Below are 25,536 nucleotides of genomic sequence, written 5' to 3' on the forward strand. Positions count from 1 at the left end.
AGTGCCGCACGGGACACGGGGTGCGGGGGGTTCATGTCGGCCGAATGGCGATCATGTGACGGGGGGGCTCTGGACGTGACGACCCGTTGGGGGCTGAATAGTGTCGCTAAGGACCGACGACCACCCGCGCGTCTTACGATTCTTACGACTTGGGGAGCACCCGTGCACCGCAGAATCATCGTTCCGAGCGCCCTCGCGGCCGGCCTGCTGCTGGCGATCCCGGCATCGGCCGCCGACTTCACCCCGGGCGCCCCGGGCATCGGCGACTCCTACTACCCCGCCAGCGGCAACGGCGGTTACGACGTCTCGCACTACGACCTGCGGCTGAAGTACGAGCCCGCCACGGACCTGCTGGAGGGCACGGCGACCCTGGTCGCCACCACCAAGCAGAACCTGTCCCGCTTCAACCTCGACCTCGGTCTGAAGGTCAGCGAGGTGCGGGTGAACGGGCGCGTCGCGAAGTTCGCCGCCTCCGGCGACCACGAGCTGGAGGTCACTCCGGCCACGCCGCTGGAGAAGAACAAGTCGGTCTCGATCGTGGTCCGTTACGCGGGCAAGCCCTCCGAGGTGAAGATAGGCGGCTGGTCCGCCTGGGCCCGTACCCCGGACGGCGGCGTCGCCGCGCAGGAGCCGGATTCGGCCGTCTGGTGGTTCCCGTCCAACGACCACCCGCTGGACAAGGCGACCTTCGACGTCTCCGTCCTGGTGCCGGACGGCCACCAGGCCATCAGCAACGGCGTGCTGCAGTCGCAGTCCTCGAAGCTGGGCTGGACGCGCTTCAACTGGCGCTCCAACAAGCCGCAGGCGACGTACCTCGCCACGCTCGCGGTCGGCAAGTTCGACATCACGACGGACAAGACGGCGAACGGCCTGCCGGTCCTCAACGCGTACAGCAAGGACCTGGGCGACAACGCCGGTGCGGCCCGCGCCTCCATCGAGCGCACCACCGAGGTCGCGGAGTGGCTGGAGTCCGTCTACGGCCCGTACCCGTTCAACTCCCTGGGCGGCTACGTCCCGAACGTGACCAGCGGCTTCGCCCTGGAGACGCAGACCCGCCCGTTCTACAGCCCGCGGCAGTTCGCCAACGGCGCGAACGTCTCGGTGGTCGTCCACGAGCTGGCCCACCAGTGGTACGGCGACAGCGTCTCGGTCGCCGACTGGAAGGACATCTGGATCAACGAGGGCTTCGCCCGCTACAGCCAGTGGCTCTGGTCGGAGAAGGAGGGCGAGGGCACGGCGCAGGAGCTCGCGGACTACGTGTACCAGACGCGCGCGGCCGACGACCCGTTCTGGACGGTGAAGCCGGGTGACCCGGGCGCGGACGACCAGTTCCACATCGCCGTGTACGACCGGGGCGCGCTGGCGCTGCAGGCGCTGCGCAACGAGGTCGGCGACGAGGACTTCTTCGCGATCCTCAAGGGCTGGCCGCAGGAGCACGCGTACGGCAACGCCAAGGTCTCCGACTTCGTGAAGTACGCGGAGAAGGTCTCCGGCAAGCCGCTGGCCGGCCTCTTCGACACCTGGCTCTACCAGCCGGTGAAGCCGGCCGCCCCGGCGGCGGCCGAGGCGGGCCTGAAGGCTCCCGCGGCGGCCCCGGCGGCGCGTTCGACGAAGGGCGCGGGCACGGCGAAGAGCGCGGCGCCGCGGCCGGCGCAGCCGAAGTCGTGGAAGAAGATCGCGGAGACGAACACGATCCACGAGAACGACCGCCACTGAGCCGAGCGCCCCGCTGACGGCTCGCCGTGTCCTTCCCCGCGCCGACGGGGAAGGACACGGCGAGCGCGGGGTGGGCGACGGGGCGGGGCGGGGGCCCGGGATGAGAGCGCTTTCCCGGGTGGGACCGGTGTCGCGGGGCCGACCGGTTACCCTCGTGGCGTCAGTACCGAACCGCCGCGACGCCCCGAGGAGCCGGCCTTGAGCGAAACCGTGCCCGGTGGGCGCCCCACCCTGGAAGAGGTCGCCGCGCGGGCGGGCGTGTCCCGGGCGACCGTGTCCCGGGTCGTGAACGGCGGCGCGGGCGTGCGCGACGTCCTGGTGGAGAAGGTCCGCAAGGCCGTCGACGAGCTCGGCTACATCCCGAACCACGCCGCGCGCACCCTGGTGACCCGGCGCAACGGGGCCGTCGCGGTGATCATCGCCGAACCGGAGTTCCGGATCTTCTCCGACCCGTTCTTCGAGCGCCAGGTACGGGGAATCAGCCGCGAACTGAGCGCCCACGACACCCAGTTGGTGCTGCTGTGGGTGGAGGACTCCGGCGACCACGAGCGCATCGCGCGCTATCTGGGCGGCGGCCACGTCGACGGCGCGCTCGCCTTCTCGCTCCACGACGACGACGAACTCCCCGCGATCATCCGCCGGGCCCACCTCCCGACGGTCTTCGGCGGCCGTCCCGGCTGGACCGGCCCCGACGGCCGGCCGGAGGTGCCGTACGTCGACTGCGACAACCGGGGCGGCGCCCGAGCCGCCGTACGCCACCTGCGCTCCCTCGGCCGCGGGCGCATCGCCCACATCGCGGGCCCGCGCGACCAGACCTCGGCCCTGGACCGCCTGCACGGCTACCTCGACGAACTCCCGGACACCAAGACCGACTTGATCGCGGACGGCGACTTCACGCGGGAGAGCGGCGCCCGGGCGATGGCCGCGCTCCTGGACAGCCGGACGGACCTCGACGCGGTCTTCGCCGCCAACGACCTGATGGCGGCGGGCGCCCTGGAGGTCCTGCGGGAGCGAGGCGCGCGGGTCCCGGAGGACGTGGCGGTCGTCGGCTTCGACGACATGCCCGCGGTGGCGGAGACGACCTCCCCTCCGTTGACGACGGTACGTCAGGACATCGAGGGCATGGGCCGCTTGATGGTGCGTCAGCTCATGCGGACGCTGGACGGTCAGCGGGTCGAGGCCCTGATCACCCCGACGGACCTGGTCCGGCGCGCTTCGGCCTGAGGCCGCGGGACATCCGGCGCTCGGCACCCGGCGCCCGACGTCCGATATCCGGCGCCCGGAGCCCGACCCCGAGACGCCGCCCCCGCGCACCGGGTCGGACCCCACCGAACCGGGCGCCAACTCACCCACCCCCACCGCCCGTTACGTGTTCGACTCTTGACGGGAACCCGGCCGGACGGGCACGCTCCTCACGCGTCTTGAGAGCGCTCTCAAGCAGTCAGGAGCCCAGGGAGGCCCCCTTATGCGCACTGTCCGGGTCCATCGAGCCGCCGCCGCGGCCGTTCTCGTCGGGGCGCTGGTCGCCGGGTGCTCGTCCGGCGGGGGCGGCGGGTCGGACTCCGCCGGAGGGAAGGTGGAGATCAGCGTCGACCTCTTCGGGTCCTTCGGCTACAAGGAGGCCGGGCTCTACGCGGAGTACGAGAAGGCCCACCCCGGCATCGTCATCAAGCAGACCGACACCGAGGACGAGCAGGACTACTGGAAGTCGCTCCAGACCCGGCTCGCCGGCGGCGGCGGGCTAGCCGACGTGCAGGCCGTCGAGGTGGGACGGATCGCCTCCGTCACGCAGCAGCAGGGCGACCGCTTCGAGGACCTGCGGCGGTACGGGGCACAGGCGCTGAAGGGCGAGTTCGCGAGCGCCACCTGGGCCGCCGCGACCGCCCCGGACGGTGCCGTGCTCGGGCTCGGCACCGACGTCGGGCCCGAGGCCATGTGCTACCGGACGGACCTGCTCCGGCAGGCCGGACTGCCCACCGACCGTACCGAACTCGCCGCGAAGTGGGCCACCTGGGACGCCTATCTGGAGCTCGGCCGCCAGTACAAGGCGAAGGCTCCCGGCAAGAGCGCCTGGCTCGACAGCGTCGGCAGCCTCTACACCGTCATGGTCGGCCAGGAGAAGGAACGCTACTACGACGCCTCCGGCACCCTGGTCTACGCCGACAGCCCCGCCGTACGGAACGCCTGGGACGCGTCCGTGAACGCCGCGAAGGACGGGCTCAGCGCCAAGCTGGACCAGTGGTCCCCGCAGTGGAACCAGGCCTTCTCCGCCGGCTCCTTCGCCACCCTGCCCTGCCCCGCCTGGATGCTCGGCTACATCAAGGGGCAGGCGGGCGACGCCGGCAAGGGCAAGTGGGACATCGCGAAGCTGCCCGGCGGCGCCGGGAACTGGGGCGGCTCCTTCCTCGCCGTACCGCGCGCGGCCCGGCACAAGAAGGAGGCGTACGAGCTGATCCGCTGGCTCACCGCCCCCGCCCAGCAGGCCCGGCTCTTCCGCAAGCAGGGCAACTTCCCCTCCTCCACCGGGGCCATCGCCCAGGTCTCCGACGCCACCGACCCGTACTTCTCGGGCGCCCCGATCGGCCGCCTCTTCGGCGACGCCGCGAAGGCCGCACCCGTGCAGGTGCTGGGCGTGCACGACAAGAACGTGGCCGACCAGATCACCAACGCGCTGAGCGAGGTCGAGCGGAAGGGCACGGCACCGGAGGAGGCCTGGTCCCACGCGCGGAAGGGGGTCGAGAACGCCCTCGGGTGAGCCGGGCCCCCGCGCGCCCTCCCGGGCCACCGGCCCGCCCACGCCGGCAGGCCCACGCTGGCCCGCCCACGTCGGCAGGCCCGCAGTGGCCCGCCCACGCCGGCCGGCGCCGCTCCCCGGCGCCCCGGCGTTCCTCCCCCACTCCCCCGATCCCCCGTCGCCCCCGTTCCCCGCCACCCCACCCCGTCGAAGGGCCCGCCCCCGTGACCCTCACCCGGCTGTGGCGCAGGGTGTCCCCGTACACCTTCCTCGCGCCGTTCTTCACCCTCTTCGCCGCCTTCGGGCTCTTCCCGCTCCTCTACACGGCCTTCGTCTCCCTCCATCGCGTCGAGCTCCAGACGCCCGGCGCGATGGAGTGGCGCGGGCTCGGGAACTACACGGCCCTGCTCACCGACGAGTTCTTCTGGCGGGCGCTGCGCAACACGGTCGTCATCGGCGCCCTGTCCACGGTGCCGCAGCTCCTGATGGCGCTCGGGCTCGCGCACCTGCTCCACTACCGGCTTCGCGGGCGGACGTTCTTCCGTACGGCGATGCTGCTGCCGTACGCGACCTCCGTCGCCGCCGCCACGCTCGTCTTCGCCCAGCTCTTCGGGCGGGACTTCGGGCTGGTCAACTACCTTCTGTCGGTGGCCGGTCTGGGGCCGGTCGACTGGCAGGACGGCACGTTCGCCTCACAGGTGGCGGTGTCGTCGATCGTGGTGTGGCGCTGGACCGGGTACAACGCCCTGATCTACCTGGCGGGGATGCAGTCGATCGCCGCCGAGTTGTACGAGGCCGCCGAGATGGACGGCGCCTCGCGATGGCGCCAGTTCGTCCACGTCACCCTGCCGGGGCTGCGGCCGACCATCGTGTTCACGGTGGTCGTCTCGACGATCGGCGCGACCCAGCTCTTCGGCGAGCCGCTGCTCTTCGAGGGGTCGGTCTCGGGCGGCATCTCGCACCAGTACCAGACGCTGGGGCTCTATCTGTACGAGCAGGGCTGGGGCTTCTTCCATCTGGGGCGGGCGGCGGCCGTCGCCTGGCTGATGTTCCTGCTGATCCTGCTGCTCGTCGGGGCCAACACCCTGATCGCGCGCCGCCGTTCCCGTGCCGACGAGCCCGCGGGGGTGACGGCGTGAGCGCCCGGACCGGTCGCGGCGGGGCCGTCACGTACGCCGTCCTCGTGCTCGCCGCCCTCGTCTCCGCCTTCCCCTTCTACTGGACCGTCGTCGCCGCGAGCCGCTCCAACGCCGACCTGGCGAAGGTGCCGCCGAGCCTGCTGCCGGGGCCGAACCTCATCCCCAACTTCGAGGCGGTCCTCGACGAGGCCGACATCGGCAAGGCGCTGCTCAACTCCCTCCTGGTGTCCGGCTCGATCACCGTCGGGACGGTGCTGTGCTGCACGCTCGCCGGGTTCGCCTTCGCCAAGCTGCGCTTCCGCGGCCGGGGCGCGCTGCTCGCGCTCACCGTGGGCACCATGATGATCCCGCCGCAGCTGGGGGTGATCCCGCTGTTCATGCTGATCGCCGAGCTGGGCTGGGTGAACCAGCTCCAGTCGGTGATCCTGCCGGGGCTCGTGTCCGCCTTCGGGGTCTTCTTCATGCGCCAGTTCCTCGTGCAGTCGCTGCCGGACGAGCTGATCGAGGCGGCCCGGGTCGACGGGGCGTCCACGGCCCGGATCTTCTGGGCGATCGTGGTGCCGGTGGCCCGCCCCGGGATGGCGGTGCTGGGGCTGCTCACCTTCATGAGCGCCTGGAACGACTTCTTCTGGCCGATCGTCGCGCTCTCCTCGCAGCAGCCGACCGTGCAGGTCGCGCTGCGCCAACTCGGCGGCGGCTACGTCCACGACCAGTCCGTGGTCATGGCGGGCACGCTGCTCGGCACCCTTCCCGTCCTGCTGGTCTTCGGGCTGCTCGGCCGGCAGATCGTCGGCGGGATCATGCAGGGCGCCGTCAAGGGCTGAGCCGCGCGGGCCGCCTTCCGTGCCCCTTCTCCGATACCGGGAGTTTCCCTCTCATGAACGCTCATTTCCCCTCCGGCTTCCGCTGGGGCTCGGCCACCGCCGCCTACCAGGTCGAGGGGGCGGCGGCCGAGGACGGCCGTACCCCGTCGATCTGGGACACCTTCAGCCGTACCCCGGGCAAGGTGCGCAACGGCGACACCGGCGACATCGCCACCGACCACTACCACCGGTCGCGCGAGGACATCGCCCTGATGACGCGGCTCGGCCTCACCGACTACCGCTTCTCGATCTCCTGGTCGCGGGTCCTGCCCGGCGGCCGGGGGCCCGTCTCGCAGAAGGGCCTCGACTTCTACCGGCAGCTGGCCGACGAGCTGCTCGACGCCGGGATCCGGCCGGTCGCCACGCTCTACCACTGGGACCTGCCGCAGGAGCTGGAGGACGCGGGCGGCTGGCCGGAACGCGCGACGGCGGAGCGGTTCGCCGAGTACGCGGGGCGCACGGCGGAAGCCCTGGGCGACCGGGTCTCCACCTGGACCACGCTCAACGAGCCGTGGTGCGCGGCCTTCCTCGGGTACGGCTCCGGGGAGCACGCCCCGGGCCGCACCGACGCCCGGGCCGCGCTGCGCGCCGCCCACCACCTGAATCTGGCGCACGGTCTCGGGGTACGGGCGCTGCGGGCCGCGCTGCCGGCCTCCGCCGAGGTGTCCCTGACGCTCAACCTGCACGCGCTGCGGCCGGCCACGGACTCCCCGGAGGACCGGGACGCGGTCCGGCGGATCGACGCCGTCGGCAACCGGATCTTCCTGGACCCGGTCTTCCACGGGCGGCTGCCCGCCGACCTGGTCGCCGACACGGCCTCCCTCACCGACTGGTCCTTCGTCCACGACGGCGACCTCGACGCGATCGCCGCGCCGATCGACGCGCTGGGGGTCAACTACTACTCCCCGGCCGTGGTCGCGGCGGGCACCTCGGCGGCGCCGTCCCCGTGGCCGGGCGCCGCCGGGCACGTACGCTTCGTGCCGCTGCCGGGACCGCGCACCGCGATGGACTGGCCGGTGGACGCGGACGGGCTGTACGAGCTGCTCGTCCGGCTGCGGGACGAGCTGCCGCACGTACCGCTGCTGATCACGGAGAACGGGGCCGCGTACGACGACTACGCCGACCCCGAGGGCGGGGTGCACGACCCCGAGCGCGTCGCCTACCTGGCGGCGCACCTCGCGGCGGCGCGGCGGGCCCTGGCCGACGGGGTCGACCTGCGCGGGTACTTCCTGTGGTCGCTGCTGGACAACTTCGAGTGGGCCCACGGCTACGGCAGGCGGTTCGGGATCGTCCACGTGGACTTCCCGACCGGCCGCCGCACGCCGAAGGACAGCTTCCGCTGGTACGGGGAGGTCATCGCCCGGAACGGGCCGCCGCCCCGGTGAGCCGGGCCGCACGGCGCGCCTCGCGGGCCAACGGCAGATAGCGCAGCCGCTCGGGGAGGACGGGCACCACGGCCCGTACGACCCGGGCGAGGCGGCGCAGGCGCCGCTCCTGGGCGTCCGTCCACTCCAGCCCGATCGCCTCGCGCGCGTCCGGCGGCATGAGGCCGACGGTCAGGAAGGCCCGGGCCCGCAGGAACGGTCCCCGGAGCAGCGGCCACAGCGCCTTCAGGGCGAGCCGTACGGGCAGCGGGCCGCGGTCGGGCGCCGGGACGGGCAGGTCGGTGGCGAGGAGCTCGCGGACCACGACGGTGGCCTCCAGCTCCTCGGCGAGGACCCGGCGGTAGTACGGCCAGAACTCCTCGATCGTCTGCGGCATGTCCCGGTCGTGGATGCCGAGCACCCGGCCGACTCGGAGCCACTCCGCGTAGAGCGCGCGGTCCTGGGCCTCGGTGAGGGGGCGGGCCAGGTAGCGCAGGCCGTGGCGGTAGACGGGGTAGCCGGTGGCGTGCACCCAGGCGTAGTAGGCGGGGGTCAGCGCGTGGTAGCGGCGTCCATGGGCGTCGGTGCCCTGGATCTCCTTGTGGAGGGCCCGCAGCCTGCGCCCCTCCTCGGCGGCGGCCTCCCCGCCGTAGATCCACAGCTGGAGCGAGCGCAGGGAGCGTTCGCCGCGGCCCCAGGGGTCGGTGCGGAAGACCGAGTGGGCGTCGACGCCGGCGCCGATGGCGGGGTGCGCCACCTGCATGGTGAGCGCGGCGGGCAGCATGAGCAGGGCGCGGACGTCTCCGGCGACGCTCCACAGGACGCCGCCGACGGGGGGCGGGGCGGGGTCGGTCCGCCGCTCCCTGTCCTGCTCCCGCTCCTGCTGCCGCTCGGTTCGCTGGGGCACGCGTACGTCCTCTCGCTCTCGCTTCTCAGGCTGCCCGGGGCCGCTCGCACGGGCAAGGGCGGGCGGTGCGCACATGACGCGGGGCCGCGTCCCGGGCGGGTGGGCCCGGGGCGCGGCCCCGTACGGGCGTGCGCGTGGCGCGTCAGGCGCGGTCGGCGCCGACCGGCTCGCCGACGATGCGGCCGGCCAGGGCGTGGGCCCAGGCGTCGACGTCGGCGTTGAGCTCGCGCTCGGCGGCGGCGCGCTCCGTGGCGATGCGCTCGGAGCCGGCGGTCAGGATGGCCTCGCGCTCGCGCAGACCCTCGGCGCGGGCGGCGGCGATGGCGGCGGCACCCTCCTCGGTGGCCTGCGAGCGGATGCGGGCGGCGTCGTGGCGGGCCTCGGCCAGCTCGGCCTCGTACTGCTCGCGGATCGCGGTGGCCTCGCTGCGCAGGTCGTCGGCGCGCTCGGTGCCGCCGTCGATGGCGTCCTCACGCTGGGTGAGGGTGCGGTTGATCTTCGGGAGGATCCCCTTGGCGAGGATCAGGAAGGTGATGCCGAAGATCACGAAGCCGATGATGAGCTCGGCCCACACCGGGTTGAGCGGACCGAGGTCCATGTCGAAGATCTGCGAGTTCTGCGCGAGGGTCATGGGCGCATCCTACCTAATCGCAAAAGCGGCAATTCGGGCTGTTGAACGAGAGTTGGCGCGTTCGTGCGAGTCACGCAAGATTCGCGGCATCCAACGGCTACCGGAAGGTAACTACGGCTGATTTGATGTGCGGCGCCGGTCCTCCAGCCCCCATACTTTCACGGGAGTTCCCAGTGCCGTTCTCCTCGCTCCGCCGGATCCCCGGCGCGGCCCTGTCGGTCGTGCTCGCCGCCGCCACCCTCACCGCGGTCGCGCCGGCCGCCTCGGCGGCCGACGCCTCCGCGACGACCCCGCGGCTGAAGGTGCTGACGTACAACACCTTCCTGATGTCCAAGAACCTCTACCCGAACTGGGGCCAGGACCACCGCGCGGCCGCGATCCCCGCCGCCCCCTTCTTCCAGGGCAACGACGTCGTCGTCCTCCAGGAGGCCTTCGACAACGCCGCCTCGGACGCGCTCAAGGCGAACGCCGCCGGGCAGTACCCGTACCAGACCCCCGTCGTGGGCCGCTCCAAGTCGGGCTGGGACGCCACCGGCGGCTCCTACTCGGCGACGACCCCGGAGGACGGCGGGGTCACCCTGCTCAGCAAGTGGCCGGTGGTCCGCAAGGAGCAGTACGTCTACAAGGACGCGTGCGGCGCGGACTGGTACTCGAACAAGGGCTTCGTCTACGCGGTCCTCGACGTGAACGGCACCAAGGTCCACGTCGTCGGCACGCACGCGCAGTCGACCGACCCCGGCTGCTCGGCGGGCGAGGCGGCGCAGATGCGCAGCCGCCAGTTCAAGACCATCGACGCGTTCCTCGACGCCAAGAACATCCCGGCGGACGAGGAGGTGATCGTCGCGGGCGACATGAACGTGGACTCGCACACGCCCGAGTACGCGACCATGCTCGCCGACGCGGACCTGGCCCCGGCGGACGCCCGCACCGGCCACCCGTACTCCTTCGACACGGCCCTGAACTCGATCGCCCACTACCGCTACCCGACCGACCCGCGCGAGGACCTGGACTACGTCCTGTACCGCGCCGGGAACGCGCGCCCGGCGGGCTGGACGAACAACGTGGTCCTGGAGCAGAGCGCCCCCTGGACCGTCTCCAGCTGGGGCAAGAGCTACACGTACAGCAACCTGTCCGACCACTACCCGGTGACGGCCTACGCGGCGAACTGACCGACCGGGCACACGACCGCCCGAAGCCCGGCCCCCGATCGCCGGGGGCCGGGCCGGACTCACCGGTTCGGGCGGGCGGCGGGGCTCAGCTCACCTGGAGCGAGACGTCGTCCAGGACGAACGAGGTCTGCAGCGACTGGTCCTCCACCGACGTGAACCCGACGGTGACGGTCTGGCCGGCGAAGGACGAGAGGTCGTACGACTTCTCGACGTAGCCCGCGGCCGCGTCCAGGTTGGAGTAGGACGCCAGCTGCCGGCCGCCCACCGTGACCGTGGCCACGTCGTAGGCGACGCTCTCGGTCTCGTCCGTGTCGATGTGGACGAAGAACGAGAGCCGGTACGAGGTGCAGCCCGCGGGGACGGACACGGACTGCGCGGCGTTCTCGGTGTAGCTGGAACCCCTTCCGCCCAGCCACGCCTTGTAACTGCCGCCGTGCGCCGCCTGCCGCGCGTCGTTGGTGATCACGCCCGCGCTCGCGCTCCACGGGCTGCCGCCGTTCTCGAAGCCGCCGTTGACCACGAGCTGGCGCGGCGTGCAGGAGCCGCCACCGCCCGTGACGGTCAGCGTGTAGGTGGTGGTGTGGCTGACGGTGCCCGAGCCGGTGACCGTCAGGGTGTAGGTGCCGGGCGTGGTGCTCGGGCCGACCTGGACGGACAGGGCCGAGGAGCTGCCGGACTGGACGGACGTCGGGCTGAGCGTGGCGGTCACGCCGGCCGGCGCGCCGGAGACGGAGAGAGCCACGGTCTGGGCGGCGCCGCTCACGGTGGCGGTGTTCACCGTCGCCGAGACGGACCCGTCGGGGGCAGCGCTGCCCGCGGACGGGCTGACGCCGACGGAGAAGTCCTGCGCCGGGGCGGTGTCGCCGACGGCCTGCTTCCAGACGGCGTAGGCGATCCCGTCGGAGCTGCGGTTCAGCACCGTCGCGTTGATGTTGCTCGTGGTGTCACAGGCGCTGTGGTAGCAGGAGTCGTAGGCGGTGTTGGCGGAGCCGCCCCACTTCTGCGCCTGCGCCGCGGTCTTGCGGGCGCTCGCGCCGGCCGCGTATCCGGAGGTCGGGACGCCGCCCTGCTGGAAGGAGTAGTCGTCGCTGCGGCCCTGGCCCTCGGTGTTCTCCTCGGGCGCCAGGTTCAGGGAGGTCCAGTACGCCTTGAGGGGCGCGGCGGCGGCGGAGTTGAGGTTGTTGACGAAGTAGCCGCCGTTGGTGGAGCCGACCATGTCGAAGTTGTAGTAGGCCTTGATGGTCGCGCGCTGCGAGGCGGTGAGCCGGTTGACGTAGAACGCGGAGCCGTTGAGGCCCTGCTCCTCGTCGGTCCACCAGGCGAAGCGCACGTGCTTGGTCATCGTCGGGTTCTTCTGGGCGAGGACGAGGGCGTTCTCCAGCAGGGCCGCGGAGCCCGAGCCGTTGTCGTTGATGCCGGGTCCCGCCGAGACGCCGTCCAGGTGCGCGCCGAACATGACGACCTGGTCGGCGGGGCCGCCCGGCCAGTCGGCGATCAGGTTGTTCGACGGGTAGGTGCAGGAGGTGCAGTTCTGCTCGGTCACCGTGTACCCGGCGGCCTGCAGCTTGCCCTTCACGTAGGCCAGCGACTGGGTGTGGCCGGCGCTGCCCGCACGGCGGTTGCCGCCGTTCTGGCCGGCGATGGTGTGGAGCTGGGCCAGGTGCGCCTGCACGTTGGCGACATCGACGTCCGGCGGGTCGTTGCCGGGCTGGGTCCCGCCGACGTTGAGCGTGTAGTCGGTGGTGTGCGACAGCGTGGCGCCCTGGCCCTTGACGACGACCGTGGACGTGCCGGGAGCCGCGTTGGAGGTGGCGGTCAGGGTCAGCACCGAGGACTGGCCGGACTGCACCGTCGCGGGGTTGAAGGAGGCCGTCACCCCGGCGGGCAGGCCGGTGGCGGTCAGCGTCACCGACTGCGCGGTGCCGGTCGTGACGGCGGTGCCGACGGTGGTGGTCACGGAGCCGCCCTGCTGGACGGTGCCGGACGAGGGGCTGAGCGACATCGAGAAGTCGTTGTTCTGACCGCTCGGGGTGCAGGTCGGGTCGGCCGCCTGGGCGGGCACGCTGATCGCGTCCCACGCCGCCTTCGTCTTGCCGAAGAGGCCGCAGGTCGCGTCGAGCGACTTCGCGGAACTGAGCGTCGCCGTGCGGTACTTCTTGTAACTCATGCTGCTGGTCTTGAGCAGCATGCCGCCGTAGAAGATCTTGCCGGCGGTCTGTATCCCCACGCCCGTCAGGGTGCTCTGGTTGCACGTGCTGCTGCTGGGCTTGCCGCCGCCGGGGCTGGTGCCCTCGGACAGCAGGTAGAACCAGTGGTTCAGCGGGCCTGCGGCGGCGTGCACCTCGGTGCCGGGGATCGCCGAGCTGTAGCAGGCCGGGTCGTTGTTGACGGCGGGCGGGTCGTACATGTTGCGGATCGGGCCCCGCCCCTGGAGGTTGATGACCTCGCCCACCAGGTAGTCGGGGACGTCGTAGGGGGCCGGCTGGTTGATGTACGCCTCGGTCAGCGCACCGAAGATGTCACCGGTGCCCTCGCCGAGCCCGGCCTCCTGACCGCTGGTGCCGCCGGGGGTGTTGGAGTCGATGGCGTGCCCGTACTCGTGGGCCACCACGTCCACGCCGGCGATCCACTCGCTGGCGCTGTTGCGCCCGATGGTCACCGAGCTGCCGTCCCAGTAGGCGTTGAGGTCGCTGAGCCCGACCTTGCCGGGGAAGCTGCGGCCGTTGCCGCTGACGCCGTTGCGGCCCAGCCACTGGCCGAGCATGTCCCACTGCTTCTGCGCGGCGAACATCAGGTCGACGCAGCCGGTCTCCTTGCTCGTGGGGTTGCCGGTGCCCCAGGAGTCGGAGGACTTCGAGAAGACCGCGTTGGTGCTGTAGTCGGCGCAGCTCAGACCGGTCCGGCTCGGGTCGCGGAGGGAGTAGGTGGAGCCCGAGGCGGTGGTGTCGATGGTGACCGGGCCGGGCCCGTTCCACTTGCTGTTGCCGGTGCCCGCCACCACGTCGTCGTAGCTGTCGACGACGGCACCGGTACGGGCGTCGACGAAGACGTGCAGCCTGCTGGGCGCGGTCGCGGTACGGCCGCGCAGCACCGTCTCCCAGGCCAGCGCCGGCTTGTCGTCCTTGAGGCGGACGACGAGCCGGCTGCTCTCGACCTTGTCGACCGAGGCCAGCTTCTTCCGCGAGGCCGTCTCGGCCTTCCTCGCGGTGACCGACGGCCTGGTCGCCACGTCGACGCGCACGGAGGAGGCCGACTGGAGGGCGCGGATCCTGCCGGAACCGTCGGCGAGGACCACGGCGTCACCGCCGACGACCGGCAGACCGCGGTAGCTGCGCTCGTACGACACCGAGTAGAGGTCCTTCACCCAAGGGGTGACGAGACGTCGCTCGTACTGCTCCTGGGCCGAGTTGACCAGCGTGTCGAGACCGCTGTCGACTGCCAGGTCCGCGGCCGCGACCGCGCGGGACACGGGGCTGTCCTTCTGGGCTGAGGCCGGCCGCGCCGCCGACGCCGTTCCGGCGAGGGCACCGACGAGGCTGGCGGACAGTGCCATCGCTGTCACGGCCGCCGTCCATCTGATGGGCTGCAACGTCCACTCCGATCGTGGGGGTTCGGGTGTCATTGCCGCCGAGTATGGGCGTGGACATGACGAACAGGAGTCATCCCTGCGGGCATAAGACCCGCGTTATGACCCCTCGACCGCACCCCTCGCGCCACCGGAAGTGGCCGATTCCGGTCCGCCAGGACACCGACGACCCGCACCCCCGGCCCCACATGCCACCGGTCGGCCGCCACCGAGGACGGTCGGGCCACCCGCCCACCCTCATCGGCTCAGCCGAAGCCGGCGGCCCCGTCATCGGCGCGGGCGCCCCGCCCCGCCCGGGGCTCGGGATCCGCCACCGCCACGCGGCCTAGTAGAGCGAACCGAAGACGCTGTACGCCCAGAAGGCCACGACGCCCGCGACACAGAGCAGCGCCACCCACGAGCCGAAGCCGGTGTGCCGGCCCTTGCGCGGGCGCGGCGCCCTTGCCGCACGGGCCCGCCGGGGGGTGGCCGCGGACGAGGACGGCTCGGATTCGGCGGCCGTCTCGGCGAGCAGCCGACGGCAGACCGCGGCCAGCTCGGACGTCCCCGCCGACAGATCCACGACGACCTCCAGCCGCGCGGGCGCGGTCGTCCCCCCGTCCAGGATCCGCCCAGCCCGCACCAGCGCCTGGTCCTTGCCACCGGTCGGCGCCAGACTGATCCACCGCCGGACGTGCTCGCCCCGGATGACCACCCCGCCCCCGCGCTCGCGGTAGACGGTGTGCTCCTTCCACAGCACCGCGGCCAACTCGGCGGCCTTCTCCCTGAGTTGCGCCTGCATACCCTGCCCCCTGCCAAGCAACCGAATTCGAACAGCCGCATGACTCTAGCGGCACCCCGCCCCCCACCCCCGCCGGGGTACCCGCCCCACCCCTCACGGGCCCGCTACACGCCGAAGTCGTACACCGTGACCGGTATCCCCCGCGCCACGATCTTGACCCCCTTGCCGCGCGGCGCGGTGGCGTCTCCCCGTACGTACTCGATCACGCTCATGGCCTCACCGTACGAGCCGCCACTGACAACGGAAGGCCGTCAGAAGTCGTACGGCTTCTCGGTGTTCCAGTTCAGGACGTCGGCCTCGTTCCAGCTGAACCGCGGCTTCTCGCCCTTGGCGTCGACGGAGTAGAAGGGGCCCTCGCGTCCGTCCGCGCCGCGCAGCGCGAGGGCGAAGGACTGCGCCGTGCGGTGCTTCGAGCCGTAGTCGAAGAGGTTGACCGCGCTGTACACCTTGGCTCCGGCCCGGAGCGTGATGCGGCGGTCGCCGCCCGGGTTGTCCTTCTTGGAGTGCGGCAGCGACGCGGTGCCGACGTCACCACCCAGCTTCACGGCCGGGTACGAGGTGACCCAGCAGGGCTTGGTGCCCGCGTTCGAGGCGGTGACCAGCAGGTGGTCGCCCTGCTCACCGGCGAACCGGTGCACGGCGGTGACCATGAGCTCGTCCCCTCGGCACGCCTGGACGCCGGCCGCCGCGCCCTTGCCCGGGGCCTCGCCCTTCGCGCCCGAGGGAGTCACGCTCGACCCTCGTGTGGGGGCGGCACCGTCGGCGGTCTGCCGCGTGCCGCCCTTGCCGCTCGCGTCGGGCGCGGGCCGGCTCTTCGCGGTACCCGCGGGGCGGTCGCCGCCCGGCGTCTTCGCGTCGGCGTCGCCACCGCCACAGGCGGCGAGGCCCAGCGCCAGCGTGGCGGTGACGGCGGCCAGGGCGGCGGAACGGGCGGTACGGCGGGAAAGGTGCGTGGTGGTCATGAGGAAAGCTCTCCCCTGCTCGATGGGGACACGGCACCTCCCCCCACTCCCGCGGGGGAACCGACCGTGTCGGCTGTTTCGCTGCACCCCATGAGATGCCGCGCGGGAGGGCGGCGTTCACTCCGTTCTGTCCGCATTCGGTAACAAGCCGCATTCGGAACGCCGGCCCGGGAGGGGGCTGGGGCTCCGCCACCGGATCCCGCCGCCGGTGACCGCACTCTTTTACAGACCTGGTGAGACAGCAATACTGTTGAACCATGGAGCAGGCCAGCGACGAGCACCAGGGTGACGGGCCCGTCTATACCGTCGACGAGTTGGCCGCGCGGGCCGGGGTGACCGTGCGGACGGTGCGGTTCTACGGGACGCGCGGGCTGTTGCCGCCGCCCGTGATCGGGGCGCGGCGGGTCGGGTGGTACGGGGCCGGGCATCTGTCGCGGCTCGCGTTGATCGAGGAGCTTCAGCGGCAGGGGATGACCCTCGCGGCGATCGAGCGGTATCTGGAGCAGTTGCCGGCCGATCTCAGCGCGCGGGATCTGGCCGTGCACCGGGCGCTCGTCGCGGCCTGGGCGCCCGAGTCGGCCGAGGAGATCACCCGGCGCGAGCTGGAGCGGCGGGCCGGGCGGGCGCTCGGGGAGCGGGACGTCGACCGGCTGGCCGCCATGGGGGTGCTGGTCAGGGGGGCGGACCCGGAGGTGTTCCGGCTGGACGGGTCGTTGTTGCGGCTCGGGGTGGAGCTGCTGGACGTGCCCATCGAGCACGAGACGATCCTCGCCTCCCGGACCGTGCTCCTCGCGCACGCGCGCGCGGCCGCGCAAGAGCTGGCCCGGCTCTTCCAGGAGCAGGTGTGGAACCCGTACCGGGAGAGCGGCGAGGACCCGGATCACCTGACCGCGATGAAGTCGCTCTCGGCGGACATGCAGCCGATGGTGATCCAGGCCCTCGTCACGGCCTTTCAGCGGTCGTTGAGCGAGGAGCTCAGGACGGCGTTCAGGACGCCGAGTCCGTGAAGACCTCGCCCCGTTCGGCCTTCTCGACCAGGAGGGCCGGCGGGGTGAAGCGCTCGCCGTAGGTGGCCGCCAGCTCGCGGGCGCGCGTGACGAAGCCGGCGACGCCTCCCTCGTAACCGTTGATGTACTGGAGCACGCCGCCCGTCCACGCGGGGAAGCCGATGCCCAGGATGGAGCCGATGTTGGCGTCGGCGACCGAGGTCAGGACGCCCTCCTCGACGAGGCGGACGGTGTCGAGGGCCTCCGCGAAGAGCATGCGCTCCTGCATGTCGCGGAAGGGAATGTCGGTGCCGGGCTTGGTGAAGTGCTCGCGCAGGCCGGGCCAGAGCTTGCCGCGCTTGCCGTCCTCGGCGTAGTCGTAGAAGCCCGCGCCGCCGCTGCGGCCGGTGCGCCCGAACTCGTCGACCATGCGGTCGATGACGGTCTCGCCGGGGTGGGACGTCCAGGTGCCGCCGGCCTCCTCGACGGCCTTGCGCGTCTCGTTGCGGATCTTGCGCGGCAGCGTGAGGGTCAGCTCGTCCATGAGGGAGAGGACCTTGGCCGGGTAGCCGGCCTGGGCGGCGGCCTGCTCGACGGAGGCGGGTTCGGCGCCCTCGCCGACCATGGCGACGCCCTCGTTGATGAAGTGGCCGATGACGCGGGAGGTGAAGAAGCCGCGCGAGTCGTTGACGACGATCGGGGTCTTGTTGATCTGGCGGACCAGGTCGAAGGCGCGGGCGAGGGCCTCGTCGCCGGTCCGCTCGCCCTTGATGATCTCGACCAGCGGCATCTTGTCGACGGGCGAGAAGAAGTGCAGGCCGATGAAGTCGCTCTGGCGCTCCACGCCCTCCGCGAGGACCGTGATGGGCAGGGTGGAGGTGTTGGAGCAGAGCAGCGCGTCGGGCTCGACGACGTGCTGGATCTCCTGGAACACCTTGTGCTTGAGGGCCGTGTCCTCGAAGACCGCCTCGATGACGGCGTCGCAGCCGGCCAGGTCGGCGGCGTCGCCGGTCGGGGTGATCAGGGCGAGGAGCGCGTCGGCCTTCTCCTGTGTCGTGCGCCCCTTGGCGACGGCCTTGGCGCAGAGCTTCTCGGAGTAGGCCTTGCCCTTGGCGGCGGATTCCGTCGAAACGTCCTTGAGGACGACCTGGATCCCCGCGCGGGCGCAGGAGTACGCGATGCCGGCGCCCATCATGCCGGCGCCGAGGACGGCGACCTTGCGGACCGGGCGGGGCTCGACGCCCCGGGGCCGGTTGGCGCCCGAGTTGACGGCCTGGAGGTCGAAGAAGAACGCCTGGATCATGTTCTTCGCGGTCTGGCCGGTGACCAGCTCGGTGAAGTAGCGGCTCTCGATGGTGAGCGCGGTCTCGAAGTCGACCTGCGAGCCTTCGACGGCCGCCGCCATGATGTTGCGGGGCGCCGGGTAGGGGGCTCCGTTGAGCTGCTTGCGCAGGTTGGCGGGGAAGGCCGGCAGGTTGGCGGCGAACCGCGGGTTCGACGGGGTGCCGCCGGGGATCTTGTAGCCGGGCACGTCCCAGGGCTGGTGCGACTCGGGGTGGGCGTCGATGAAGGCGCGGGCCTTGGCCAGCATCTCCTCGGGGGTGGCGGCCAGCTCGTGCACGAGGCCGTTGTCGAGCGCGCGCTGCGGGTTGTACTGGGTGCCCTGGAGCAGCACCTTCAGCAGCGCGTCGGTGATGCCCATGAGGCGTACGGTGCGGGCGACACCGCCGCCGCCGGGCAGCAGGCCCAGGGTGACCTCGGGCAGGCCGATCTTGGAGCCGGGGGCGTCGAGGGCGACGCGGTGGTGGGAGGCGAGCGCGATCTCGTAGCCGCCGCCGAGCGCGGCGCCGTTGATGGCGGCGACGACCGGCTTGCCGAGGGTCTCGATGCGGCGCAGCGCGTTCTTGATCTCGATGGCGGTGTCGAAGATCGCCTGGGCGTCCTCGGGACCGGCCTTGACCATGTCCTTGAGGTCGCCGCCCGCGAAGAAGGTCTTCTTCGCGGAGGTGTAGACGATGCCCCGGATGGTGTCCTTCTCGGCCTCCGCGCGCTCGGCGATCGCCGTGATGGAGGCCCGGAAGGCCTGGTTCATGGTGTTCGCGGACTGGTTCGGGTCGTCGAGGACGAGGGTGACGACACCGGTCTCGTCCTGCTCCCAGCGGATCGTGGTGCTCTCGCTCATGGCTGCTGCTTCTCCGTAAGGGGGTTCGGACCGGGCGGTCAGACGCGCTCGACGATGGTGGCGATGCCCATGCCGCCGCCGACGCAGAGGGTGGCGAGGCCGTAGCGCTTGTCCTGGCGCTCCAGCTCGTCGACGAGCGTGCCGAGGATCATCGCGCCGGTGGCGCCGAGGGGGTGGCCGAGCGCGATGGCGCCGCCGTTGACGTTGACCTTGTCGAGGGTGATGCCCATGTCCTTGACGAAGCGCAGGACGACCGCGGCGAAGGCCTCGTTGATCTCGATCAGGTCGATGTCGTCGATGGTGAGACCGGCCTTGGCGAGCGCCTTGCGGGTGGCGGGGGCGGGTCCGGTGAGCATGATGGTCGGCTCGGAGCCGGAGACGGCGGCGGCGACGATCCGGGCGCGCGGGGTGAGACCGTAGCGCTCGCCGATCTCGCGGGAGCCGATGGCGACGAGGGAGGCGCCGTCGACGATGCCGGAGGAGTTGCCGGCGTGGTGGACGTGGTCGATCTCCTCGACCCAGTGGTACTTCTGCAGCGCGACGGCGTCGAAGCCGCCGAGCTCGCCGATGTCGGCGAAGGAGGGCTTGAGCCGGGCGAGGGAGTCGGCGGTGGTGCCGGGGCGCAGGAACTCGTCGTGGTCGAGGACGGTGAGCCCGGCGCGGTCCTTGACGGGGACGACGGAGCGGTCGAAGCGCCCGGCCTTGACGGCCGCGGCGGCGCGCTCCTGGGAGAGGGCGGCGTACTCGTCGACGTCGCGGCGGGTGAAGCCCTCGATGGTGGCGATGAGGTCGGCGCCGATGCCCTGGGGGACGAAGTTGGTGGCGATGTTGGTCATCGGGTCGGCGAACCAGGCGCCGCCGTCGGAGGCCATCGGCACCCGGGACATGGACTCGACGCCGCCGGCCAGGACGAGGTCCTCCCAGCCGGAGCGGACCTTCATCGCGGCCATGTTGACGGCTTCGAGGCCGGAGGCGCAGAAGCGGTTCTCCTGGACTCCGGCGACGGTGTCGGGCAGTCCGGCGGCGATGGCGGCGATACGGGCGATGTCGGAGCCCTGGTCGCCGACCGGGCCGACGACGCCGAGGACGATGTCGTCGACGGCGGCCGGGTCGAGGCCGGGGAAGCGGGAGCGGATCTCGTGGATGAGGCCGACGACGAGGTCGATCGGCTTGGTGCCGTGCAGGCTCCCGTTGGCCTTGCCGCGGCCGCGGGGGGTGCGGATAGCGTCGTAGACGTACGCTTCGGTGGTCACGATGTTGCCTTTCGCATGAGGGTCAGGCGAGCAGGGAACGGCCGATGATCTCCTTCATGATCTCGGTCGTCCCGCCGTAGATGGTCTGGATGCGGCCGTCCGTGAAGGCCCTGGCCACCGGAAATTCGCTCATGTAGCCGTATCCGCCGTGCAGTTGCAGGCACCGGTCGGCGACCCGCTTCTGGAGTTCGGTGGCCCACCACTTGGCCATGGAGGCGTGTACGGCGTCGAGGCCGGGCCCGCCGGGCGCGGTGTGCTCCTCGACGCAGCGGTCGACGAAGGTGCGCGTGACGGCGCACTCGGTGGCCATCTCGGCGATCTCGAAGCGGACGTGCTGGAGCTTGGCGAGCGGCCGGCCGAAGGCCTCGCGCTCCTTGACGTACGTGGTGGTGAGCTCCAGGAGGTGTTCCGCGCCGGCGATCGCGGCGACGGCGATGGCGAGCCGCTCCTGGGCGAGGTTGGTCATGAGGTGGAGGAAGGCGCCGTTGAGCTCGCCGAGCAGGTTCTCCTTGGGGACGCGGACGTCGGTGAAGAAGAGTTCGGCGGTGTCCTGGGACTTCTGGCCGATCTTGTCGAGGTTGCGGCCGCGCTCGAAGCCCTCCGCGCCGCGTTCGACGACGAGCAGGGAGAGGCCGTGGGCGCCGCCCTCGGGGGTGGTCTTCGCGACGACGACGACCAGGTCGGCGAGGATGCCGTTGGAGATGAAGGTCTTGGAGCCGTTGAGGATCCAGTGGTCGCCGTGGTCCTCGGCGCTGGTGCGGATGGCCTGGAGGTCGGATCCGGCCCCGGGCTCGGTCATGGCGATCGCGGTGACCAGCTCGCCGCTGCAGAAGCCGGGCAGCCAGCGCCGCTTCTGCTCCTCGGTGGCGAGCGAGGTGAGGTAGGGGCCGATGATGTCGTTGTGCAGCCCGATGGCGAGGCCGGGGGTGCCGGCGCGGGTGAACTCCTCGGCGAGGACGACGCTGTAGCGGAAGTCCGGGGTGCCGCCGCCTCCGTACTCCTCGTCGACGGCGAGGCCGAGCAGGCCCTGCCGGCCGGCGGCGCGCCAGACCTCGCGGGAGACGATGCCGTCCTTCTCCCACTGGGCGTAGTGCGGCAGCACCTCCTTGGCGAGGAAGGTGCGGACGGTCTCGCGGAAGGCCTCGTGGTCGGCGGTGTAGAGCTGGCGCTTCATGCGGAGGGCTCCTTGGCGGCTGCGTCGGGGGGCGGGGTGGCGCCGGTGAGCGAGGGTACGGACCAGTCGCGGGCGACCTCGTCGGTGTCGGCGCCGGGCCGGGCGGGTCCGGTGCGGACGGCGCCGGGGGTGGCGGAGAAGCGGGGCGCGGGGGCGGGCTGGACGAGGCCCTCGTGGGTGACGAAGGTGCCGCGGGCGGCGAGGTGCGGGTGGCCGGGCGCCTCGCGCAGCGAGAGCACGGGGGCCACGCAGGCGTCGGTGCCCTCGAAGACGGCGGTCCACTCGTCCCGGGTGCGGGTGCGGAAGCGCGCGGCGACGGCGTCCCGGAGTTCGGGCCAGCGGGCGAGGTCGTCGCGGGCCTCCGCGGTCTCCCCCAGGCCGAGCAGGCGGGCGAACTCGGCGTAGAACCGCTGTTCCAGGGCGCCGACCGCCATGTGTCCGCCGTCGGCGGTCGCGTAGACGCCGTAGAAGGGGCAGCCGCCGTCGAGGAGGTTGACGCCGCGCCGGTCCTGCCAGGATCCGGCGGCGAGCATGCCGTGGATCATCATGGCGAGGTGGGCGGCGCCGTCGACGATGGCGGCGTCGACGATCTGGCCCTCGCCGTGCTCGCGGGCGTGTCGGAGGGCGGCGAGGACGCCGATGACGAGGTAGAGGGAGCCGCCCGCGTAGTCGCCGACCAGGTTGGCGGGGACGGTGGGCGGGCCTTCCGGGTCGGGGCCGATCATGCCGAGGGTGCCGGTGACGGCGAGGTACGCGATGTCGTGCCCGGCGGCGGGGGCGAGCGGACCGGTCTGGCCCCAGCCGGTCATCCGGCCGTAGACGAGCCGCGGGTTGCGGGCGAGGCAGGGCTCGGGGCCGACGCCGAGGCGTTCGGCGACGTCGGGCCGGTAGCCCTCGATGAGGACGTCGGCCCGGGCCACCAGGTCGAGCACGGTCTCCGCGCCGCCGTCGGCCTTGAGGTCGACGAGGACGGAGCGCTTGTTGCGGTTGGTGAGGTCGTACGCGGGGTCGATGCCGAGGACGGCGCCGCCGGGCCGGTCGACGCGGACGACGTCGGCGCCGAGGTCGGCGAGGAGCATGGCCGCGAAGGGTCCGGGGCCGATGCCCGCGAGTTCCACCACCCGGACTCCGGAGAGCGGGCCGGGGCGGGCGTGGCGCGGTGTGCTCATCGAGCCCCCAGAGGTATGTGACAGTGATGATGTAACACCGGAGATGCTAGGAACGTGTTCCACTCGGCACAAGCCCCCGAGCCGAGCAAGCGCTTGGAAATTGCCCCGGGCACGACTTCCGCTAGAGTCCGCCGACGACATCCGCGCCGGGGGACGGCGCGGGGCGCGGACCGAGGGGCTGGGCGGGATGGAGACAGGGGCGGCCGGACGGCCGTACGACGTGGTTCTCTTCGGGGCGACCGGGTTCGCGGGCGAGCTCACCGCGGAGTACCTCGCCGCGCACGCCCCGGCCGGGTGCCGCTGGGCGCTGGCCGGGCGCAGCCGGGCCAAGCTGTTCGCCCTGCGCGAGCGGCTCGCGAAGCGGTGGCCGCGCTGCGCCGACCTGCCGCTGCTCGTCGCGGACTCCGAGGACCCGCACGCGCTGCGCGAACTGGCCGGATCCGCCCGGGTGGTGGCGAGCACCGTCGGCCCCTACGTCTGGTACGGCGAGGGCCTGGTGGCGGCCTGCGCGGAGGCCGGCACCGACTATGTGGACCTGACCGGCGAGGCGGAGTTCGTCGACCGGATGTACGTACGGTACGACGCCCGCGCCCGGGAGACCGGGGCCCGGCTGGTGCACGCGTGCGGCTTCGACTCCGTCCCGCACGACCTGGGCGTCTGGTTCACCGTGGGGCAGCTGCCGGAGGGGGTGCCGCTGCGGATCGACGGGTTCGTGCGGGCCGGGGCGGTCTTCTCGGGCGGCACCCTGGCCTCGGCCCTGACCGCCTTCGGCCGCGGCCGGCAGATCCTGGGCGCCGCGCGCGAGCGGCGGCTGCACGAGCCCCGGCTGGTGACCCGGCGGGCCCACGCGCCGCTGGGCCGACCGCGGTTCAGCCGCGAGACCGGCACCTGGGCGCTGCCGCTGCCCACCCTGGACCCGCAGGTGGTGAGGCGCTCCGCGGCGGCGCTGGAGCGGTACGGGCCGGACTTCCGCTACCGCCACTACGCCTCGGTGAAGACCCTGCCGATGGCGCTCGGCGGCGCCGCGGTCGTCGGCACCGGCGTCCTCGCGGCCCAACTTCCCGCAGTACGGACCTGGCTGATGGACCGTTATGAGCCGGGCCAGGGTCCGGACGCCGAGCGGCGGGCTCGTAGCTGGTTCTCCGTGCGCTTCGTCGGCGAGGGCGGCGGCCGGCGCGTGTTCACCGAGGTGTCGGGCGGCGACCCGGGGTACGACGAGACCGCGAAGATGCTCGCCGAGTCCGCGCTCTGCCTGGCCCACGACACCCTGCCGAAGACCGCCGGGCAGGTCACGACGGCGGTGGCGATGGGCGACGCGCTGCTCGACCGGCTGCGGGCGGCCGGGCTGCGCTTCCGGGTGGCGCACTCGGGCTGACCTCCCGGGAGGTCAGTGGCGCACCAGGCAGAACGGGTGGCCGGCCGGGTCGGCGTAGATCCGCCAGCCCCGGTCGCCCTCGCCCCCGCCGGAGTCGAGCCGCCAGGCGCCGAGCGCGAGCACCGCCTCGTGGGCGGCGTCCAGGTCCTGGACCCGTACGTCGATGTGGAACTGCTGCTCGGGCGCCCCCCAGACCGGCGGCCGGTGGTCGGCCACGCCCTGGAAGGCGAGCACGGGCGCTCCGGAGACGCCGTGGAGCGTGGCCCAGGCGTCGCCGACCGCCCACTGGGGGTCCGGGCGGTTGATCTCGCCGCCGAGCAACGCCTGGTAGAACTCGGCGAGTTCCATGACGTCGGGACAGTCGAGGACCACGCACTGCAGGGTGCCGATCGCACCGGGGCTTGTCATGCCCCACACTGTGCCGCCCCCGAAACCGGCCCGGTATCCGTACTCGTACTCAGGCGCCCCGGGCGCCACAGGGTCCTCGTGCTCATTCCGCCGCGAGGGCCTCCGCGAGGGCGCGGCGGCACAGGGAGTCCGCGTGGCGGGTGGTCTCGGGCAGCCGGAAGCGGGGGGTGAGGTGCAGGGTGTGGGCGCAGGCGCTCTCCAGCGAGACGCGGTGGCCGACGGAGACGAAGACCGGCTTCACCCCGGCGCGGGTGCGCAGCGCGCGGCCGACGGTCTCGCCCTCGGCGATCAGGTCGGTGAACGCGCCCCGGGCGGTGCCGGGTTGCTCGTACGTGAAGGTGAACGGGTTCTTGGCGACGCCGACCGAGGGCCGGCCGGTGACCACCCCGAGGTGGCTGGCGAGGCCGAAGCGGCGGGGGTGGGCGAGGCCGTAGCCGTCGCAGACGAGCAGCCCCGGGTCGGCGGTGAGGCGCCCGAGCGCGGCGAGCACGGTCGGGATCTCGCGGAAGGCGAGGAGCCCCGGCACATAGGGGAAGGAGACCCGCCCGACGGCGGTGGTCTCCTCCACCACCTCCAGGGTGCGCCCGTCGAGGACGACGGCGGCCGCCGCGACCAGGTCCCGCTCGTCGTCGTAGGCGACGTCGAGGCCGGTGACGTTCCCGGTCCCGGGGCCGGGCCCCTCGTCGGCGGTCACGAGCCGCCCGCGCAGCTCCTGCTGCACGGCCCGTGCCGATTCCTCGTCGGCGGGCCATCCCTCGGGAATCTCGATGATCGTCATGAGTCGGCACCCTACGGCCGGGCGGGTGGGGGCGGGCGCGTAGCCTGGCACCCATGTTCGTACTTGAACTCTCCTACACCGCGCCCGTCGAGCAGGTCGACGCGCTCCTCGACGCGCACATCGAGTGGCTCGACGTGCAGTACGCCGCCGGCGTGTTCCTCGCGTCCGGGCGGAAGAACCCCCGTGACGGCGGGGTGATCCTGGCCGCCGGGGTCGACCGCGCGGAGATCGAGAAGATCGCGGCGGCCGACCCGTTCAGCGTCGGGGGCGTCTGCGCGTACCGGATCACCGAGTTCTACGCGACCAAGACGGTCGCCGGACTGGCGTCGTACCGCGAGGAGTTGCCCGCCTAGGACAGG

Annotated in this window: 21 protein-coding genes; 10 read left to right on the forward strand and 11 right to left on the reverse strand. The window is 72.4% G+C overall.

Translation table 11 applies throughout. The features are described from left to right. Nucleotides 1–162: 162 nt before the first annotated feature. The 6 genes from ACZ3ZE_RS09630 to ACZ3ZE_RS09655 all read left to right on the forward strand — a co-directional run bounded on the left by ACZ3ZE_RS09630 (nt 163) and on the right by ACZ3ZE_RS09655 (nt 7,837). The gene (locus ACZ3ZE_RS09630; RefSeq protein WP_361174370.1) at nt 163–1,716 is read left to right on the forward strand and encodes a M1 family metallopeptidase; all 1,554 of its coding nucleotides are present in this window, start codon (nt 163–165) and stop codon (nt 1,714–1,716) included. A gap of 198 nt (nt 1,717–1,914) precedes the next feature. Next, nucleotides 1,915–2,940 carry a LacI family DNA-binding transcriptional regulator gene (locus ACZ3ZE_RS09635; RefSeq protein WP_361174373.1) on the forward strand — a complete coding sequence of 342 codons (1,026 nt, stop codon included), beginning with the start codon at nt 1,915–1,917 and terminating at the stop codon, nt 2,938–2,940. A 241-nt stretch (nt 2,941–3,181) separates the two neighbouring features. Next, a complete protein-coding gene (locus ACZ3ZE_RS09640; protein ID WP_361174376.1) occupies nt 3,182–4,471 on the forward strand; it encodes an extracellular solute-binding protein in 1,290 nt (429 codons plus the stop codon). Between the two features lie 149 nt (nt 4,472–4,620). Next, nucleotides 4,621–5,589, forward strand: a complete 969-nt coding sequence (locus ACZ3ZE_RS09645; RefSeq protein ID WP_467258561.1) for a carbohydrate ABC transporter permease — start codon at nt 4,621–4,623, stop codon at nt 5,587–5,589. Further along, entirely contained in the window at nt 5,586–6,413 is an 828-nt protein-coding gene (locus tag ACZ3ZE_RS09650; protein ID WP_467258238.1) for a carbohydrate ABC transporter permease, read from the forward strand. The genes ACZ3ZE_RS09645 and ACZ3ZE_RS09650 overlap by 4 nt, the downstream gene beginning before the upstream one ends. Before the next feature lie 53 nt (nt 6,414–6,466). Further along, nucleotides 6,467–7,837, forward strand: coding sequence for a GH1 family beta-glucosidase (locus ACZ3ZE_RS09655; RefSeq protein ID WP_467258240.1), 1,371 nt, complete (start codon nt 6,467–6,469; stop codon nt 7,835–7,837). Here the strand turns inward: ACZ3ZE_RS09655 and ACZ3ZE_RS09660 are convergent. Together ACZ3ZE_RS09660 and ACZ3ZE_RS09665 are read right to left on the reverse strand one after the other, a co-directional pair. Continuing rightward, nucleotides 7,806–8,723 carry an oxygenase MpaB family protein gene (locus tag ACZ3ZE_RS09660; RefSeq protein ID WP_467258242.1) on the reverse strand — a complete coding sequence of 306 codons (918 nt, stop codon included), beginning with the start codon at nt 8,721–8,723 and terminating at the stop codon, nt 7,806–7,808. The genes ACZ3ZE_RS09655 and ACZ3ZE_RS09660 overlap by 32 nt on opposite strands. A gap of 142 nt (nt 8,724–8,865) precedes the next feature. Further along, nucleotides 8,866–9,354 (reverse strand): F0F1 ATP synthase subunit B family protein, encoded by a 489-nt coding sequence (locus tag ACZ3ZE_RS09665; RefSeq protein ID WP_361174388.1) that lies wholly within the window; start codon nt 9,352–9,354, stop codon nt 8,866–8,868. A 173-nt stretch (nt 9,355–9,527) separates the two neighbouring features. On the opposite strand from ACZ3ZE_RS09665, the gene sph reads away from it, so the two are divergent. Beyond that, nucleotides 9,528–10,523 (forward strand): sphingomyelin phosphodiesterase, encoded by a 996-nt coding sequence (sph, locus tag ACZ3ZE_RS09670; protein WP_361174391.1) that lies wholly within the window; start codon nt 9,528–9,530, stop codon nt 10,521–10,523. An 85-nt stretch (nt 10,524–10,608) separates the two neighbouring features. Here sph and ACZ3ZE_RS09675 read toward each other — a convergent pair whose 3' ends face one another. From ACZ3ZE_RS09675 to ACZ3ZE_RS09685, 3 genes are all read right to left on the reverse strand, one after another. Then, nucleotides 10,609–14,076, reverse strand: a complete 3,468-nt coding sequence (locus tag ACZ3ZE_RS09675; protein ID WP_467258564.1) for a M28 family peptidase — start codon at nt 14,074–14,076, stop codon at nt 10,609–10,611. Nucleotides 14,077–14,434: 358 nt separating this feature from the next. Next, nucleotides 14,435–14,890: a hypothetical protein gene (locus ACZ3ZE_RS09680; protein WP_363291693.1), complete on the reverse strand. Its 456-nt coding sequence runs from the start codon at nt 14,888–14,890 to the stop codon at nt 14,435–14,437. Between the two features lie 251 nt (nt 14,891–15,141). Beyond that, nucleotides 15,142–15,852, reverse strand: a complete 711-nt coding sequence (locus ACZ3ZE_RS09685) for a DUF4232 domain-containing protein (protein WP_467258244.1) — start codon at nt 15,850–15,852, stop codon at nt 15,142–15,144. A gap of 257 nt (nt 15,853–16,109) precedes the next feature. Here ACZ3ZE_RS09685 and ACZ3ZE_RS09690 point away from each other — a divergent pair, with 257 nt between their 5' ends. Further along, entirely contained in the window at nt 16,110–16,859 is a 750-nt protein-coding gene (locus tag ACZ3ZE_RS09690) for a MerR family transcriptional regulator (RefSeq protein ID WP_361174400.1), read from the forward strand. On the opposite strand, the gene ACZ3ZE_RS09695 is transcribed toward ACZ3ZE_RS09690, so the two are convergent. From ACZ3ZE_RS09695 to ACZ3ZE_RS09710, 4 genes are read right to left on the reverse strand one after another with little or no spacing between them, the layout of a single operon-like run. Next, complete coding sequence (locus tag ACZ3ZE_RS09695) at nt 16,840–19,020, reverse strand: 3-hydroxyacyl-CoA dehydrogenase NAD-binding domain-containing protein (protein ID WP_467258247.1); 2,181 nt, start codon at nt 19,018–19,020, stop codon at nt 16,840–16,842. The two genes, ACZ3ZE_RS09690 and ACZ3ZE_RS09695, sit on opposite strands and share 20 nt — an antisense overlap. A gap of 38 nt (nt 19,021–19,058) precedes the next feature. Further along, on the reverse strand, nt 19,059–20,273 hold the full coding sequence (locus ACZ3ZE_RS09700; RefSeq protein ID WP_361174405.1) for an acetyl-CoA C-acetyltransferase: 1,215 nt from the start codon (nt 20,271–20,273) through the stop codon (nt 19,059–19,061). A 22-nt stretch (nt 20,274–20,295) separates the two neighbouring features. Then, on the reverse strand, nt 20,296–21,447 hold the full coding sequence (locus ACZ3ZE_RS09705; RefSeq protein WP_361174408.1) for an acyl-CoA dehydrogenase family protein: 1,152 nt from the start codon (nt 21,445–21,447) through the stop codon (nt 20,296–20,298). Further along, the gene (locus ACZ3ZE_RS09710) at nt 21,444–22,616 is read right to left on the reverse strand and encodes a CaiB/BaiF CoA transferase family protein (protein WP_467258249.1); all 1,173 of its coding nucleotides are present in this window, start codon (nt 22,614–22,616) and stop codon (nt 21,444–21,446) included. Before ACZ3ZE_RS09710 ends, ACZ3ZE_RS09705 begins: the two co-directional genes overlap by 4 nt. A gap of 187 nt (nt 22,617–22,803) precedes the next feature. Here ACZ3ZE_RS09710 and ACZ3ZE_RS09715 point away from each other — a divergent pair, with 187 nt between their 5' ends. Continuing rightward, on the forward strand, nt 22,804–23,991 hold the full coding sequence (locus ACZ3ZE_RS09715; RefSeq protein WP_363293123.1) for a saccharopine dehydrogenase family protein: 1,188 nt from the start codon (nt 22,804–22,806) through the stop codon (nt 23,989–23,991). Between the two features lie 12 nt (nt 23,992–24,003). Here ACZ3ZE_RS09715 and ACZ3ZE_RS09720 read toward each other — a convergent pair whose 3' ends face one another. Beyond that, nucleotides 24,004–24,399 carry a VOC family protein gene (locus ACZ3ZE_RS09720; RefSeq protein WP_361174417.1) on the reverse strand — a complete coding sequence of 132 codons (396 nt, stop codon included), beginning with the start codon at nt 24,397–24,399 and terminating at the stop codon, nt 24,004–24,006. A gap of 82 nt (nt 24,400–24,481) precedes the next feature. Beyond that, a complete protein-coding gene (locus ACZ3ZE_RS09725; RefSeq protein ID WP_467258252.1) occupies nt 24,482–25,177 on the reverse strand; it encodes an endonuclease V in 696 nt (231 codons plus the stop codon). Between the two features lie 53 nt (nt 25,178–25,230). Between ACZ3ZE_RS09725 and ACZ3ZE_RS09730 the strand changes: the two genes are divergently transcribed. Continuing rightward, on the forward strand, nt 25,231–25,530 hold the full coding sequence (locus ACZ3ZE_RS09730; protein WP_361174423.1) for a YciI family protein: 300 nt from the start codon (nt 25,231–25,233) through the stop codon (nt 25,528–25,530). Nucleotides 25,531–25,536 lie beyond the last annotated feature (6 nt).

It is taken from the genome of Streptomyces sp. NPDC023157 (assembly GCF_055560575.1).